This window comes from Methylobacterium sp. FW102-HT35C08, assembly GCF_058790235.1.
Window position 1 is genome coordinate 6,188,204 of record NZ_JBYTCL010000002.1, and the last position, 13,960, is coordinate 6,202,163.

Here is a 13,960-nt window from a genome sequence, read left to right on the forward strand (position 1 = left end):
ATCGGGCTGCCGCGCGCAGGGAATGAGGTGGGAGGCTGGACGAAGACCCGCTCGGTCTCGTTAGGGCTGCTTCCTTCCGGACCTGACCCGGTTGGCGAGTGAAACGTCCCTCGCCAACCCCCCGCCGGCTATATGGCCGGGCCTCGGCCCGAACGCAAGCGCTGCCTCTACGCCGCCTACTCGGCCTTGCGCTTCACGATCGCCAGGGTCTTGGGATTGAGCTTCAGGTCGAACTGCTTGCCGCTGGCGTCGATCGCGTCATCCACCTCGATCATGCCGTCGTCCAGCTCGATCTCCTTCCACTTGGTGAAGCCTTCCTGCTTCAGCATGGCCTCGACCTTGGCCTGCTGGTCGGGCGGAAGCTTCTCATCGGCTTGGGCCGCGGTTGCGAGGCCGAGAGCGAAGGTCAGCGCGAGAAGTGGCGTGGCGAGGCGCAAGGCAGTCTCCAATCCATCACGAGTTGTCGGCTGTGAACAGGAATGCAGCAGAGGGGTTCCCTCGCGCTGTGGATCCTCTTGAGTCCCCTACAATTCTCCCGCAGATCTGGGACGCCCAAGCCTGCGGCGTCGAGGATTCTTCACCTATGGTCACGCGCGTCGCCACCGTCGCCTTCGAGGGCATCGAGGCGCGCGCGGTCGACGTGCAGGTCCAGATCATCCCGGGCTCGGTGGTGTTCACGGTGGTGGGTCTGCCCGACAAGGCAGTGGCCGAGTCCCGCGAGCGGGTGCGCGGCGCTCTGATCGCCTCGGGGTTGGCGCTTCCGGCCAAGCGCATCACCGTCAATCTCGCCCCCGCGGATCTGCCCAAGGAGGGCTCGCATTACGACCTGCCGATCGCGCTGGGCGTCATGGCGGCGATCGGCGCGATTCCGGCGGATGCTCTCGCCGGCTACTGCGTCCTGGGCGAGCTCGCCCTCGACGGCAGCATCACCGCGGTGAACGGCGTGCTGCCGGCCGCCATCGCGGCGGGCGCGCGCGGCCTCGGCCTGATCTGCCCGGCTTCGACCGGGCCGGAGGCGGCCTGGGCCGGCGGCGACCTCGACGTGCTCGCCCCGCGCTCGTTGATCCAGCTCGCCAATCACTTCAAGGGCAGCCAGGTCATGGCGCGCCCGGAGGCCTCGGTGGCCGGTCTCGCGGGACCCTTGCCGGACCTGATCGACATCAAGGGACAGGAGGGGGCCAAGCGCGCCCTCGAGATCGCCGCCGCGGGCGGCCACAATCTGCTGATGAACGGGCCGCCCGGCTCGGGCAAGTCGATGCTCGCCGCCCGGCTGCCCTCGATCCTGCCGCCCCTCGGCCCCCGCGAGCTGCTCGACATCTCCATGGTCCAGTCGGTCGCGGGCGAATTGAAGGACGGCGCGCTCTCGAACCGCCGACCGTTTCGACAGCCCCACCATTCCGCCTCGATGGCCGCGCTGGTCGGCGGCGGGCTCGGCGCGCGCCCGGGCGAGGTCTCCCTCGCCCATGGCGGCGTGCTTTTCCTGGACGAGCTTCCCGAATTCGCCCCGCAGGTCCTCGACAGCCTGCGTCAGCCCATGGAGACCGGCGAGGTGATGATCGCCCGCGCCAATCACCGGGTTACCTATCCGGCCCGGTTCCAGCTTGTGGCGGCCATGAATCCGTGCCGCTGCGGCCAGGGGTTGGAGCCGGGCTGCGCCTGCCGGCGGGGCCCGAACGACCGCTGCATGGCGCAGTATCAGGCGCGGATCTCGGGCCCGCTGCTCGACCGGATCGACCTGCGCATCGAGGTCCCGGCAGTGACGGCGGCCGACTTGATCCTGTCGCCGCCCGCGGAAGGGTCGCCCGAGGCCGCCGCCCGGGTTGCTGCGGCGCGCGCCCTGCAAAGTGCCCGCTATGCCGGCCGGGGTTTGTCGCCCGCCACCACCAACGCCACCTGCCCGGCGAACCTGATCGAAGAGGTCGCCGGCCCCGATGCCGACGGGACAGCGCTGATCCGGCAGGCGGCCGAGAGCATGCGGCTCTCCGCCCGCGGCTTCCATCGCACGTTGCGTGTCGCCCGGACGCTCGCCGATCTCGACGGCGAGACGCAGGTCCGTCGGCTGCATCTGGCCGAGGCCCTCTCGTATCGCGGCCGCGGCGACGGCACGGCGGTCGCGGCTTGAGTACGGCCCCCAGCAATCCGGGTTCGGACCTGGCCGTATCGATCGGCCAGCACAGCACCGCCGGCCACAAGGACGCCAATCAGGATTTCCACGGCGCCCTCGTGCCGCAGCAGCCGGAGCTCGGCCTGAAAGGCATCGCCGTGGCGCTGGCCGACGGGATCAGCAGCAGCGCGGCGGGGGCTGCGGCCAGCGAGACCGCGATCAAGAGTTTCCTCAGCGACTACTATGCGACCCCCGATACGTGGTCGGTGAAAAACTCGGCGCAGAAGGTGATCGCGGCGGCCAATTCCTGGCTCCACGCCCAGACCCGGCGCGGCCTCGATCCGAACGATGCCGACCGTGGCTACGTCACGACCTTCGATGTCCTGATCCTGAAGTCGCGCACCGCGCATCTCTTCCACGCCGGCGATGCCCGGATCTGGCGTCTGGCGGGACGATCCCTCGAGCAGCTCACCGAGGACCACCGCGTCATCGTCTCCGCGGCGGAATCCTATCTCGGTCGCGCTCTGGGCGTGAACGGCCGAGTCGAGATCGATTACCACACGCTCAGCATCGACGTGGGCGACACCTTCGTGCTCACCACGGACGGCGTGCACGAGCATGTCACGCCGCGCGATATGGTCTCGGCGATCGCGTCGGCGGAGAACCTCGATGCGGCCGCTGGGGCCATCGTCGAGGCGGCTCTCGCCGCCGGCAGCACGGATAACCTGACGATCCAGATCGTTCGGGTCGATTCGGTGCCGGCGGGTGAAGCCGTCGATCTCCTCGAGGATGTTCAGGGTCTCGACCCGGCGCCCCTGCTCGACCCGCCTGCCGAGTTCGACGGCTACCGCCTCCTGCGCACGCTCCATTCCGGTCCCCGGAGCCGCGTCTACCTCGCGACGGATCTGGAGACCGGGGCACGTGTCGCCCTGAAGGTCCTGTCGCTGGATCTGCGCGACGATCCCGCCCAGCGCAAACGGTTCGTCATGGAGGAGTGGATCGCCCGCCGGATCGACAATCCGCACGTCCTCCAGGCCCATCCGCAGAACCGGCGCCGCAGTCACCTCTACACGGTGATGCGCTACGTCCAGGGTCAGACCCTGACGCAGTGGATGCGCGATCACGCCGCGCCCGAGCTCGAAGCCGTGCGGAGCCTCGTCGAGCAGCTCGCGAAGGGCGTCCAGGCTTTTCACCGGCGGGAGATGGTCCATCAGGACCTGCGGCCCGACAACGTCCTGATCGACGCCTCGGGGACCGTTCAGGTCATCGACTTCGGTGCCACGAAGGTTGCCGGCGTCGTCGAGGGCGATCCGCGGATCGACCCGGCCGAGATCCTCGGCACGGTGCAGTACACGGCGCCGGAATGCTTCCTGGGCGTGCCGTCAACGGCCGGGTCCGACGTGTTCGCGGTCGGCGTCATGGCCTACCAGATGCTGACCGGCCGGCTTCCCTACGGCGATGCGGTGCCCCGGGCGCGTACGCCGGCGGCGCAGCGCCGGCTCCGCTACGTCTCGGCCCTGACGACGCGCCCGCTGCTGCCGGTCTGGGTCGATGGCGCTCTGCGGAAGGCCGTTCATCCGAATCCGGCCCGGCGCTATCAGGCCCTCTCGGAGTTCATCCAGGATCTCAGGTATCCCAACCCGGGCTTCTTGGACGGGAGACGGACATCGTTGCTGGAGCGGGATCCGCTGCTGTTCTGGCGACTTCTGTCGCTGACGCTGGGGATCGTGGCCCTGATCCTCGCCGGCATCCTCGTCGCCCATCCGCCTCGGTGAGGAGCCGCCTCCTCAGGCGTCCAGTTCGGGATAGCGGCGAAAGATGCCGTCCTCGTTGAACGGGATCCGCCTCTCGCTGGCAAGATAGGCGGCGATCCGCGGTCGCTGCGCCACGGACTCGTGGAGGCGCACGACCCGGGGTGTGTCGCGCAAGGCCGCGCCCGCCGACTTCGGGAAGGCGTAGCGCAGTCCCTCGACGAGCTGGAACAGCGACAGATCCGCGTAGGACAGATCGGAGCCGACCAGCCCGCCGCCATTATTGGCCTCAAGCACGCGCTCGAAATAGCGGAGGAACTTGGGAATGCGTTCCGCGCGGAAACCCTTGGCCCGGCGCAGGGCTTCGGGTTTCTGCTCGGCGTAGTACAGGCCGACCCCGAGCGGATGGTGGGTATCGTGCGCCTCGTCCACGGCGTCCGCGATGGTGAGCTGAAGCTGGTGCGTCCAGATCCGGTCGCGCTCCGACGCGCCGACGAGGCCGAGACGCGGGCCGAGATAGAGCAGGATCGCGGCCGTCTGAGCCACGACCACGTCCCCGTCGCGCAGGAACGGCGGTGCGAACGGCGGCCGCGCGTTCGCCGGATCGGAAAGGCGGCCGAGCATCGGTTCGATGCCGCCGGCCTCGTCGTCCTGCCGGGCGACATCGACGTAGTCGACCCCAGCGTCTTCCAGGGCGAGGCGGACGAACTCGCCGCGCCCCTGGATCATCGGCCAATAATGAAGCTCGTAGGCCACAGCCGCCTCCTCGCAGGCGAAGACGGTACCCGAAGAGGCCGTTCCCGCGTCAGTTGCCGGCCGCGGCGTCCTCGGCGGCCGCCTTCTCGGCGGGCGGCTCGGCACTGGCCACGGCCTTGTGGGCCAGCATCGGCTGGAGCCGCTCGGCGAGCTGCTGATCGAGATGCTTGGCGTAGGCGCCCTTGAAGTAACGCTCCCCGGTCTTCGCACCGTAGAGCCGATCATGGGCCTTGATCATTGCGGCGACTTCGGGACGGCAGAGGAAGCCCGTGATGCCGACGGCCTCGTACCAGTGGCCCGCCCGCGCCTCGGCGGTCGCCTTCGGGTTCGACAGCACCGTATCGGCGAAGCACTCGGTGGCGGCCTGCCGCAGCGGCGCCAGCACCTTCTCGGCCTCCGCCGCGTTCACCGCCGGAGCCGCGGGCTGCCGGTGCGGGCGCGCCTGCGCCGTCGAGACGAGAGCGAGGACGGTGAGGGAGGCGAGGATCGAAGACTTCATGCGGGCGGCCTCGTCGGGTATCCGAACCACGTTCAGCATTCCCTCATGATTGCGTCGGGAACGGGGCTGATCGGTCTTTCGGCGTGCCCGATTCCGGGCAAGATCCAGACCGTTTTGCGACGGCTTCCGACCGGAGCTCAGCCCCGGCGTTCGGCATTCCAGCGGCCCCGGCATTCAAGGGATCCGGAGGCGACCCAGGTCCCGGCGCCGAACCCGCTCGCGCCGAGGCGTCCGTTGACGACGGCCGTGGCCATACCGTTCGAGATCGAGCCCCGGACAGCGCCGTTTCCGGCGACGCTCCCCTGAACCGTGAAGGCGGCGCCGATGAAGCGGGCCCGGCCGTGCTCGATTCGGATCGGGTAGCGGTAGGCCCGGTCGCACGTGCCCGCCTCGGTGATGATCTCGACGCTCCACGTGCCGTCGAACCGGTCCAGAACCGGCGGCCTGCGCGACGCGGCCGCGGCGGGAACCGTACAGGCGACAAGCAGGGCGGCGGCAATCAGGTGCGTCATGCGGCTCCGGTCCGGGGGGATCACGCGATCCGGTGACGGATCAGGTCGCCGGCTGCGGGGTCGGCGCGCGCATCGCTGTGCGCAGCGCCGCATTCAGCAGGGCGAGGAGGTCGCAGCCGGCATGCAGGAAGGCGTCAACGCCCGCCTGCTTCAGCGGCTCGGTGAGATCCGCGGGCTTGCCGGCGAGGTACACCGTGCCGGCACCGGCCCGGGCCAGCGCCTCAGCGGCCGCGACGGCGCGCTCCGCGTAGATCGCGTCGGTGGAGCAGATGCAGGCGAGCACGGCCCCGGACTCCCGGAAGGCGGCCGCGAGCGCGTCCGCGTCCGTGAATCCGTCGTTCGACAGGGCTTCGATGCCGCCCGCCGCGAAGGCGTTGGCCGCGAAGGTCGCCCGGGCATTGAAGGCGGCCACCGCGCCGAGGTTGGCGAGGAAGACCGCCGGCCGGCGCCCGGTCTTGGCGAGAAAGGCGTCGGAGGCGTCGCGCAATGCCTCGTAAGGTTCGGCGAGGCGCTGGAAGGGCAGGGCGTCGCAGGCGACCGCCGCGCCCGATCCGAAATTCGATCCCCGCGGCGCGCTGATTGGCGCCACGTCGAGCACGGTGACGGGCTTCTCGGCGAGGTTCGGAAACTCGCTGGCCCCCGTCAGCGCCTCACGCCGGGTCGCGACCGCCTTTGACCGTGCCTCTCGGGTGAGCTCGATCCGCCGTTGCAGCTTGCCGACGCTCAGCGAGGCGACGATCCCGCCCTCGGCCTCGATCGTCTGGAACGCCGCCCAGCCGGCCTCGGCGATCTGGGCGGTGAGCGCCTCGAAGCCGCCGGCGCCCGCCGCCGGATCGCTGACCCGCGCGAGGTGTGATTCCTCGATCAGGACGATCTGACTGTTGCGGCCCACACGCCGGGCGAAGGCATCGGGCAAGCCCAGAGCCTGCGTGTAGGGCAAGACCGCCACGCTGTCGGCCCCGCCCATCCCGGCCGCCGCCGCAGCCATGCCGGTGCGCAGGATGTTCACGAACGGATCGCGCTTCGTCATCATCCGCCATGCGGTCTCGGCGTGGACCCGGAGCGGCTTCGGATCGAGGCCGCAGGCCTGCTCGACCCGTGCCCAGAGGCGCCGCACGGCGCGGAACTTCGCGACCGTGACGAACTCGTCGGCATCGGCCGCCAGCAGCACCGCGATGCGGTCGCGGGCGCTGTCGAGGTCGTGGCCGGCGGCTTCCTGCGCGCGCAAGTAGGCGACGGCGGTCGCCAGCACGGCGCCGAGCTCGGCCGCTTCTCCGGCTCCGGCCTCGTGGTAGGGCCGTCCGTCGGCCAGGAAGGCCCGCCCGCGGAAACCCGCGGCGCCCAGCTCCGCGACGGTCTCGGCGAGGCGCGGCGCGATCTCGCTCCAGACGGCGCCGAGACTGCCGGTGGCGGCCAGGACGCCGACCGGGTCGATGCCGAGATCGAGATCGTAGGTGGCGAGATCCTCGCCCCGACGCTCCGCCAGGGCCTTCACGAGGCGAGCAACTTCGAGCCCCTGGCCGCCGGCATCGACGCGCAAGGCGATCAGCGGCAGCATCACGCCCTTGAGGACCGCGTCGAGGTCCTCGACGGTCGCGGCGGTCAGGCCGTAGCCCCGGGCGGCGGGCGCACCCGCGAAGGCCAGGACGAGGGCGTCGGCCCCGCCCTCGAGGTCGGTCATCGCCAGCGCGTTGGCGGCGGCGATGTCCGGATGATCGACGCGCTGCGCGATCCGCCACGGGCCCGGCTCGCGGACCGGCTGCGCTGCCGGCTCGGCCGGTCCGTAGAGCGGCTCGATCCGCAGGCCGTCTGCCGTCCGTGACACGAGCCGCTTCTCGAAATCGGCGCCCTTCAGGACACCCTCGACGAGGCCGAGCCAGCGCGCCCGGTCGGCGGGCTCGAAGAGGTCGGCGAGCGGTGTGTCTTCCATCGGAGCGTCCCAGGGCGCGGCGTCTGCTGCGCCGCTTTCATGGGATTGCCTCGCATGCCGTTCCGCCGGAGGCAATCGCCCGAAGGTTTAGGAAACCTCAAGCCGCGGATGACCGAATTTTGATCGAGCGCCGCCGAGAAGGCCTGCGGGTCAGCCGAAGATGATCAGCCCCGCGAAGCCGAGCGCGCCGACGATGATCCGCCACCACGCGAACAGCCAGAAGCCGTGCCGGGACACGTAGTCGAGCAGCACGCGCACCACGAACAGCGCCGAGATGAACGACACGATGAAGCCGATCACGATCAGGCCGACATCGTTGCTCGACAGGTATTTGTAGTTGTCGAGCAGATCCTTGGCGAAGGCACCCGCCATGGTCGGCATCGCCAGGTAGAAGGAGAACTCGGTGGCCGAGCGCTTGTCGGCGCCCATCAGCATCGCTCCCACGATCGTGGCGCCCGAACGCGACACGCCGGGGATCATCGCAAGGCACTGGAAGATGCCGATCTTCAGGTCCATCGGTAGCGAGAAATCGTAGACGTCGGTCTTCTTCACCCGCAGATCGGTGTCGTCGATGACGAGCAGCACCAAGCCGCCCGCCACCAGGGTCGCGCAGACGATCCACGGGTTGAACAGGTACGCCTTGATCATCTTCGAGAAGATGCCGCCGATGATCGCCGCCGGCAGGAAGGCCACCAGGATGCCGAGAACGAAGCGGCGCGCCTTCGGATCGTTGGGAAGGGCGGTGGCGATGCCCAGCAGGCGGCGGAAATAGACCGCCAGGATGGCCAGGATCGCGCCGAGCTGGATCAGCACCTCGAAGGTGTTGTTGGGCGAGTGGAAGCCGATGAAGTGGCCGACGAGCAGCTGGTGGCCGGTGGAGGAGACCGGGATGAACTCGGTCGCGCCCTCAACCAGGGCGAGCAGGACTGCCTTGCCGATGCTTGCCGGATCCATCGCGAAGCCTTGTGCCGCGGGCACGCGTCGACCCGTGCCGGGCTCGCCGCGAACCACCTGAATAGTTGTGCCGGTGGCTTCGCCGATCAGGGTTGACGGGCGGTTACCGGAGCCGGCTGCGCGTGTTAAGGGCTCGGCAACGGTCGGGCAATAACGCTCGGTCCGAAGTCCTGCGCGCCGAAGATCTGCGTTTCAGGACCCTCGACGAGCGCGGGACCGGCCGCGCTGGCAGACCGAACGTCCCGCACGGCCTCGATGGCGACCCTCTACCACTTCCCCTTCTGCGCGAATTCCCGGTTCATCCGTCTCGTGCTCGCCGAGATGGGCATGGAGCCGACGCTGTTCGAGGAACGGCCCTGGGAGCGGCGCGACGATTTCCTGCTGATCAATCCGGCGGGCGTGACGCCCGTGCTGCTGGAGCAGACCGGTCTGGTCATCCCCGGTGCCGGCGTCATCGCGGAGTATCTCGACGAGACCCGCGGTCTCGGTCTGTCGGGGCGGCGGATGCTGCCGGAGGATACCGTCGAGCGCGTCGAGGTGCGGCGCCTGCTCGACTGGTTCCTGGTCAAGTTCGATTCCGAGGTGACGGCCTATCTCGTGAACGAGAAGATCTCGAAGCGCTTCATGTCGGCCCACGAGGGCGGCGGCCCGCCGGACATGAACGCGATTCGCGCAGCGCGCAGCAACGTGCGCTACCACCTCAAGTACATCGGCTACCTGATTGCGCGCCGCCGCTGGATAGCCGGCGACAACCTGACCTATGCCGATCTCGCTGCGGCTGCCCATCTCTCGTGCGTCGACTATCTGGGCGACGTGCCCTGGGACGAGGACGAGATGGCGCGAAACTGGTATGCGCGGATCAAGTCGCGGCCCTCGTTCCGCGGCCTGCTCGCCGACCGTGTGCCCGGCATGGCGCCGGCCGCCCATTACGCGGATCTGGATTTCTGAGCCACCGACGGACCTATTTCGGCGCCGATCTGCGCCGCCTCGTCGAGACCCGGGCCCGGGCGCTCGGCTTCTGCGGCCTGCGTGTCACCCGTCCGGACCGTCTACCGGATCTGCCGAGCCGTCTCTCGACGTGGCTCGCCGAAGGCGCGCACGGCACCATGGACTGGATGGCGGAGCGGGCGGATCAGCGCGCCCGGCCGACCGGCCTGTGGCCCGGCCTGCGCAGCATCCTGGTTCTGGCGATGAGCTATCGGCCGGACGACGATCCGCTGGCGCTGACGGCGAGGACGGACCGCGGCGCGGTCGCGGCTTATGCGCAACGCCGGGATTATCACGAGGTTTTGAAGGGCCGGCTCAAGGAACTCGGCGGCTACCTGTCGGCGAAGGGCGACGTGCGGGTGAAGGTGTTCTGCGACACCGCTCCGGTGATGGAGAAGACGCTGGCCGAGGCCGCCGGGCTCGGCTGGCAGGGCAAGCACACGGTGCTGATCTCCCGCGAGCACGGCAACTGGCTGCTCCTCGGAGCGATCTATACCAGCGCGGAATTCGAGCCCGACCCACCCGGGCGCGATCATTGCGGCTCCTGCCGGGCCTGCCTCGACATCTGCCCGACCGATGCGTTCCCGGCGCCCTACCGCCTCGATGCCCGGCGCTGCATCTCCTACCTGACCATCGAGCATCGCGGCCCGATCCCCGAGGCGTTCCGGCCCGCGATCGGCAATCGCGTGTTCGGCTGCGACGACTGCCTCGCGGTCTGCCCCTGGAACAAGTTCGCTCGCACGGCCGCGGAGAACCGGCTGGCCGCCCGGGCGGATCTGGCGGCGCCCGCCCTGAAAGATCTCGCGGCTCTGGACGATGCGGCGTTCCGCAGGTTCTTCGCCGGCACGCCCGTGAAACGCACGGGCCGCGACCGCTTCCTGCGCAACGTGATGATCGCGATCGGCAATTCCGGCGATCCGGATCTGGCCGAGACGGCCATGGCCCGGCTCGCGGATGCGTCGCCGCTGGTGCGCGGCATGGCGGTCTGGGCATGCGGCCGGCTTCTCGGGCAAGAGGCGGTCGAATCCCTCTATCGTAGGTTCGGCGTCGGAGAGACCGACGTGCATGTCCGCGACGAGTGGCGGGCTTCCGGCTTGACGGGAGCGGGGGTGGGCGAGACATCCGCCGCATGAATCTCTTCGTCTTCGGGCTCGGCTTCACCGGCCGCCGTTTCGCCGAGCGCGCGCGCGACCGGTTCGCGATCGTGCGCGCCACGGTCACCGAGATGGCGTCCGCCGACCGCATCGCGGCGGAGACCGGCTTCACCATGCGCGCCTTCGGCCCGGAAGCTGACGACCCCCGGATCGCCGACGACCTCGCCGACACCGACGCGCTCCTGGTATCGGCACCGCCGGGCGAGGAGGGCGACCCGGTCCTCGCCCGCTACGAGGCGACGGTCCGGGCCAGCCGGATCGGCTGGATCGGCTATCTCTCGACCATCGGGGTCTACGGCGACCAGGGCGGGGCCTGGATCGACGAGACCACGCCGGCCGCGCCGCGCAGTGCCCGGTCGCGGATCCGCCTGGATGCGGAGGCGGCGTGGCTCAAGCTCGGCGCCGAGACCGGCAAGGCCGTGCAGGTCTTCCGGCTGTCGGGCATCTACGGGCCGGGCCGCAACCCGATCGTCAAGCTGCGGGAGGGCCGCTCCCAGCGCATCGTCAAGGCCGGTCAGGTCTTCAACCGGATCCACGTGGACGACATCGCCACGACGCTGCTCGCCTCCATCGACCGGCCGCGCGCCGGAGCGATCTACAACGTCACCGACGACGAGCCGGCCGCGCCGCAGACGGTCACCGAGCACGCCGCCGCCCTTACCGGATTGCCGCTGCCGCCCGAGATCGATTTCGAGACCGCCGACCTGTCGCCGATGGCGCGCAGCTTCTACGGCGAGAACAAGCGTGTCCGGAACGCGCTGATCCGCGATGAGCTCGGTGTGACGCTCGCCCACCCGACCTACCGTGAGGGGCTGGCGTCCCTGAAGGACCGGCCCTGATCAGGCTTCGAGGTGGCGCGTCCGGACGAGGCGGCGAAGCAGGCCGCCGCGGGGCCCGACCATCATCGAGGCGACATACAGCGCCCCGGCCGCCAGCACGATGGCCGGACCGCTCGGCAAATCGAAGTGATAGGACATGCTGAGCCCCGAGATGCTCGCCGTCGCGGCGATCAGCATCGAGACCGGAATGAGACCGCCGAGGTCGCGGGCCCAGAACCGCGCGGCGACCGCAGGAAGCAGCATCAGCCCGACCGCCAGTAGGGTGCCCAGCGCCTGGAAGCCGCCGACGAGGTTCACGACCACCAGAGCCAGGAAGGCGAGATGCACCGGGCCGCCGCTGCGGCTCACCGTGCGCAGGAACAGCGGGTCGACGCATTCCATGACCAGCGGCCGGTAGTTCAGCGCGAGCGCCAGGAGGGTGAGCGTGCTGATGCCGCCGAGGAGCCATAACGCGGCATCATCCAGCGCCAGGACCGAGCCGAAGAGGAAGTGCATCAGGTCGATCTGCGAACCGCGCAGGGAGACCAGCAGCACGCCGGCCGCCAGCGAGATGAGGTAGAAGGCCGCCAGATTGGCATCCTCGCGCACCACCGTGGCGCGGGTCACGGCGCCGGCGAGCAGCGCCACCGCAAGGCCGGCGACAAGGCCGCCGAGGGTCATGGCCGGCAGCGACAGGCCGGCGACCAGGAAGCCGGCTGCCGCGCCCGGCAGGATGGCGTGGCTCATCGCGTCGCTCATCAGGCTCATCCGGCGCAGGGTCAGGAACACCCCGACCGGCGGCGCCGATACCGACAGCGCCAGGCAGCCGGCCAGCGCCCGGCGCATGAAGCCGAACTCGACGAACGGCGCCAGGAATGTCCCGAACGGATCGATCACGCGGCGTCCTCGTGATGACCGTGTGCGCCTGGGCCATGCGCAGCGTGGTCATGCGCGTGCGCATGGTCGTGCGCGCCTGCGGCTTGCGGGCCGGCGCAGACCGGCGCGCCCTCGTCCCAGGCCTCGGAGAGATTGCGCGCGCGTGCCAGGTTCTCCTGCGTCAGCACCCGTGCGGTCGGCCCCCAGGCCACCGGCTCCCGCGCGAGGAGCAACGTGGACGGGAAATGCGCCCGCACCTGTGTGAGGTCGTGCAGGGCAGCGATCACCGTACGGCCCTCGGCGTGCCAAGCCGCGACCAGCGCGAGGAGATCGTCGACCGTCCGGGCGTCGATGCCGGTGAACGGCTCGTCGAGGAGCACCACGGGACAATCCTGCAGGATGAGCCGGGCGAACAGGGCGCGTCGGAACTGGCCACCGGACAGCGTGCCGATCGGCCGCGCCTCGAACCCTTCGAGACCGACCGCCGAGAGGGCCGCCTCGATCGCCCGGCTATTCCGGCGGAGGCTCCGCCAGGCGCCGGACCGTCGCCAGAGCCCCATGCCGGCAAGGTCCATGACGCTGAGCGGAAAGCTCCGGTCGATCTCGTCCGCCTGCGGCATGTAGGCGAGGGCGCCCGCGCGCTCGATACGCCCTTCCAGACAGCGGATTTCCCCGGCCATGCCCTTCAACAGGGTCGATTTGCCGGCCCCGTTCGGCCCGACCAGCGCGAGCAGATCCCCGGCCCGGACCGTCCCATCGAGATGGTGGACCGCCGGATGCCGGTCGTAGCCAAGGGTCAGGCCGACAAGCCGGATCGGGGCCGGCTGCTGCCGCGAAACACTCATGCCGTGAGCGCCCAGGCGATCGTCAGCCACACGAAGGCCGAGAGAGCTCCGGCAAGCGCCAGGCGCAGCCCGATCCCGCTCTGAAACAGGGATCGCCGGGCCGCGTGTCTCGGGCTGGGAGTGATCGGCAAGGCGTCCTCGTCGCGCGCTCGGGCCGGCGCGGGGACCGTGCAGGGCTACTGGTGCGGTCCAGGGTGGCGGTGATACACTGTAACAAACCCGCGGGACAACCTGCGGATCAGTCCACTGGAGCCATCATGCACCGTCACGAGGGTCACGACGCGTGCCATGCCGGCGCGGGTGACATGCTCGCGCGGGCGGAAGCCCTCTGTCGCGAGCGCGGGCTGCAATTCACGCCGTTGCGCCGCGACGTGCTGGAGGCCGTGGCCGAATCCGGCAAGGCGCAGGGCGCGTACGACATCGCCGAGCGCCTCAGCGCACCGGGCAGGCGCGTGGCACCCGTCTCGGTCTATCGCGCGCTCGATTTTCTCATGGAGCAGGGGCTGGTCCATCGGATCGCCAGCCGCAACGCCTTCATCCCCTGCGCGCATGGCCATGCGCCGGGGGAGGGGGTTATCTTCCTGATTTGCCGCACCTGCGGCGGCGTCGACGAGACCTCGTCGGAGGAAGTCGAGGGTGGCCTCGGGCGCACGCTGAAGCGGGCCGGATTCACGCCCACGCACAGCATCCTTGAGGTCGAAGGCGATTGCGACGCCTGCAGCCAGGGGAAGCATGCGTCCTGACGCCAACGGATCCCGGCGCCATCGCCGCGAC

Annotated in this window: 14 protein-coding genes and 1 other RNA gene; 6 read left to right on the forward strand and 9 right to left on the reverse strand. The window is 69.9% G+C overall.

Features of this window, described 5'->3' with window-relative positions; all coding sequences use genetic code 11:
• Positions 1-25: 25 nt before the first annotated feature.
• An RNA gene (gene ffs / locus AC3WSN_RS29630) (signal recognition particle sRNA small type) lies at positions 26-124 on the reverse strand.
• A gap of 52 nt (positions 125-176) precedes the next feature.
• Positions 177-437, reverse strand: coding sequence for a PepSY domain-containing protein (locus AC3WSN_RS29635; RefSeq protein ID WP_492542832.1), 261 nt, complete (start codon positions 435-437; stop codon positions 177-179).
• A 146-nt stretch (positions 438-583) separates the two neighbouring features.
• On the opposite strand from AC3WSN_RS29635, the gene AC3WSN_RS29640 reads away from it, so the two are divergent.
• Positions 584-2,122, forward strand: coding sequence for a YifB family Mg chelatase-like AAA ATPase (locus AC3WSN_RS29640; protein ID WP_492542834.1), 1,539 nt, complete (start codon positions 584-586; stop codon positions 2,120-2,122).
• Positions 2,119-3,879, forward strand: coding sequence for a bifunctional protein-serine/threonine kinase/phosphatase (locus AC3WSN_RS29645; protein WP_492542836.1), 1,761 nt, complete (start codon positions 2,119-2,121; stop codon positions 3,877-3,879). The genes AC3WSN_RS29640 and AC3WSN_RS29645 overlap by 4 nt, the downstream gene beginning before the upstream one ends.
• 12 nt (positions 3,880-3,891) lie before the next feature.
• Here the strand turns inward: AC3WSN_RS29645 and AC3WSN_RS29650 are convergent, their stop codons facing one another.
• From AC3WSN_RS29650 to AC3WSN_RS29670, 5 genes are all read right to left on the reverse strand, one after another.
• Positions 3,892-4,611 carry a glutathione S-transferase gene (locus AC3WSN_RS29650; RefSeq protein WP_492542838.1) on the reverse strand — a complete coding sequence of 240 codons (720 nt, stop codon included), beginning with the start codon at positions 4,609-4,611 and terminating at the stop codon, positions 3,892-3,894.
• Positions 4,612-4,660: 49 nt separating this feature from the next.
• Positions 4,661-5,110: a hypothetical protein gene (locus tag AC3WSN_RS29655; protein ID WP_192706750.1), complete on the reverse strand. Its 450-nt coding sequence runs from the start codon at positions 5,108-5,110 to the stop codon at positions 4,661-4,663.
• Positions 5,111-5,247: 137 nt separating this feature from the next.
• Positions 5,248-5,622, reverse strand: a complete 375-nt coding sequence (locus AC3WSN_RS29660) for a hypothetical protein (RefSeq protein ID WP_492542840.1) — start codon at positions 5,620-5,622, stop codon at positions 5,248-5,250.
• Between the two features lie 40 nt (positions 5,623-5,662).
• Complete coding sequence (locus tag AC3WSN_RS29665) at positions 5,663-7,552, reverse strand: methylmalonyl-CoA mutase family protein (protein WP_492542842.1); 1,890 nt, start codon at positions 7,550-7,552, stop codon at positions 5,663-5,665.
• Between the two features lie 150 nt (positions 7,553-7,702).
• Positions 7,703-8,506, reverse strand: a complete 804-nt coding sequence (locus AC3WSN_RS29670; RefSeq protein WP_192706753.1) for an undecaprenyl-diphosphate phosphatase — start codon at positions 8,504-8,506, stop codon at positions 7,703-7,705.
• Between the two features lie 255 nt (positions 8,507-8,761).
• On the opposite strand from AC3WSN_RS29670, the gene AC3WSN_RS29675 reads away from it, so the two are divergent.
• The 3 genes from AC3WSN_RS29675 to AC3WSN_RS29685 are packed head-to-tail and all read left to right on the forward strand — an operon-like array spanning position 8,762 to position 11,486.
• A complete protein-coding gene (locus AC3WSN_RS29675; RefSeq protein WP_192706754.1) occupies positions 8,762-9,454 on the forward strand; it encodes a glutathione S-transferase family protein in 693 nt (230 codons plus the stop codon).
• Between the two features lie 29 nt (positions 9,455-9,483).
• Entirely contained in the window at positions 9,484-10,626 is a 1,143-nt protein-coding gene (gene queG / locus AC3WSN_RS29680) for a tRNA epoxyqueuosine(34) reductase QueG (protein WP_492543323.1), read from the forward strand.
• Positions 10,623-11,486 carry an SDR family oxidoreductase gene (locus tag AC3WSN_RS29685; RefSeq protein WP_492542845.1) on the forward strand — a complete coding sequence of 288 codons (864 nt, stop codon included), beginning with the start codon at positions 10,623-10,625 and terminating at the stop codon, positions 11,484-11,486. Before queG ends, AC3WSN_RS29685 begins: the two co-directional genes overlap by 4 nt.
• Here the strand turns inward: AC3WSN_RS29685 and AC3WSN_RS29690 are convergent, their stop codons facing one another.
• Complete coding sequence (locus AC3WSN_RS29690; RefSeq protein WP_492543325.1) at positions 11,487-12,311, reverse strand: metal ABC transporter permease; 825 nt, start codon at positions 12,309-12,311, stop codon at positions 11,487-11,489.
• Between the two features lie 47 nt (positions 12,312-12,358).
• The gene (locus AC3WSN_RS29695; protein ID WP_492542847.1) at positions 12,359-13,186 is read right to left on the reverse strand and encodes a metal ABC transporter ATP-binding protein; all 828 of its coding nucleotides are present in this window, start codon (positions 13,184-13,186) and stop codon (positions 12,359-12,361) included.
• Between the two features lie 257 nt (positions 13,187-13,443).
• Here AC3WSN_RS29695 and AC3WSN_RS29700 point away from each other — a divergent pair, with 257 nt between their 5' ends.
• On the forward strand, positions 13,444-13,929 hold the full coding sequence (locus AC3WSN_RS29700; protein ID WP_192706757.1) for a transcriptional repressor: 486 nt from the start codon (positions 13,444-13,446) through the stop codon (positions 13,927-13,929).
• Positions 13,930-13,960 lie beyond the last annotated feature (31 nt).

Bases quoted from the DNA above. Each gene is read 5' to 3' on its own strand.
- AC3WSN_RS29640 (WP_492542834.1), top strand. From the start codon at position 584: ATGGTCACGCGCGTCGCCACCGTCGCCTTCGAGGGCATCGAGGCGCGC.
- AC3WSN_RS29655 (WP_192706750.1), bottom strand. From the start codon at position 5,110: ATGAAGTCTTCGATCCTCGCCTCCCTCACCGTCCTCGCTCTCGTCTCG.
- AC3WSN_RS29660 (WP_492542840.1), bottom strand. From the start codon at position 5,622: ATGACGCACCTGATTGCCGCCGCCCTGCTTGTCGCCTGTACGGTTCCC.
- AC3WSN_RS29665 (WP_492542842.1), bottom strand. From the start codon at position 7,552: ATGGAAGACACACCGCTCGCCGACCTCTTCGAGCCCGCCGACCGGGCG.
- AC3WSN_RS29670 (WP_192706753.1), bottom strand. From the start codon at position 8,506: ATGGATCCGGCAAGCATCGGCAAGGCAGTCCTGCTCGCCCTGGTTGAG.
- AC3WSN_RS29675 (WP_192706754.1), top strand. From the start codon at position 8,762: ATGGCGACCCTCTACCACTTCCCCTTCTGCGCGAATTCCCGGTTCATC.
- AC3WSN_RS29685 (WP_492542845.1), top strand. From the start codon at position 10,623: ATGAATCTCTTCGTCTTCGGGCTCGGCTTCACCGGCCGCCGTTTCGCC.
- AC3WSN_RS29690 (WP_492543325.1), bottom strand. From the start codon at position 12,311: ATGCGCCGGGCGCTGGCCGGCTGCCTGGCGCTGTCGGTATCGGCGCCG.
- AC3WSN_RS29695 (WP_492542847.1), bottom strand. From the start codon at position 13,186: ATGAGTGTTTCGCGGCAGCAGCCGGCCCCGATCCGGCTTGTCGGCCTG.
- AC3WSN_RS29700 (WP_192706757.1), top strand. From the start codon at position 13,444: ATGCACCGTCACGAGGGTCACGACGCGTGCCATGCCGGCGCGGGTGAC.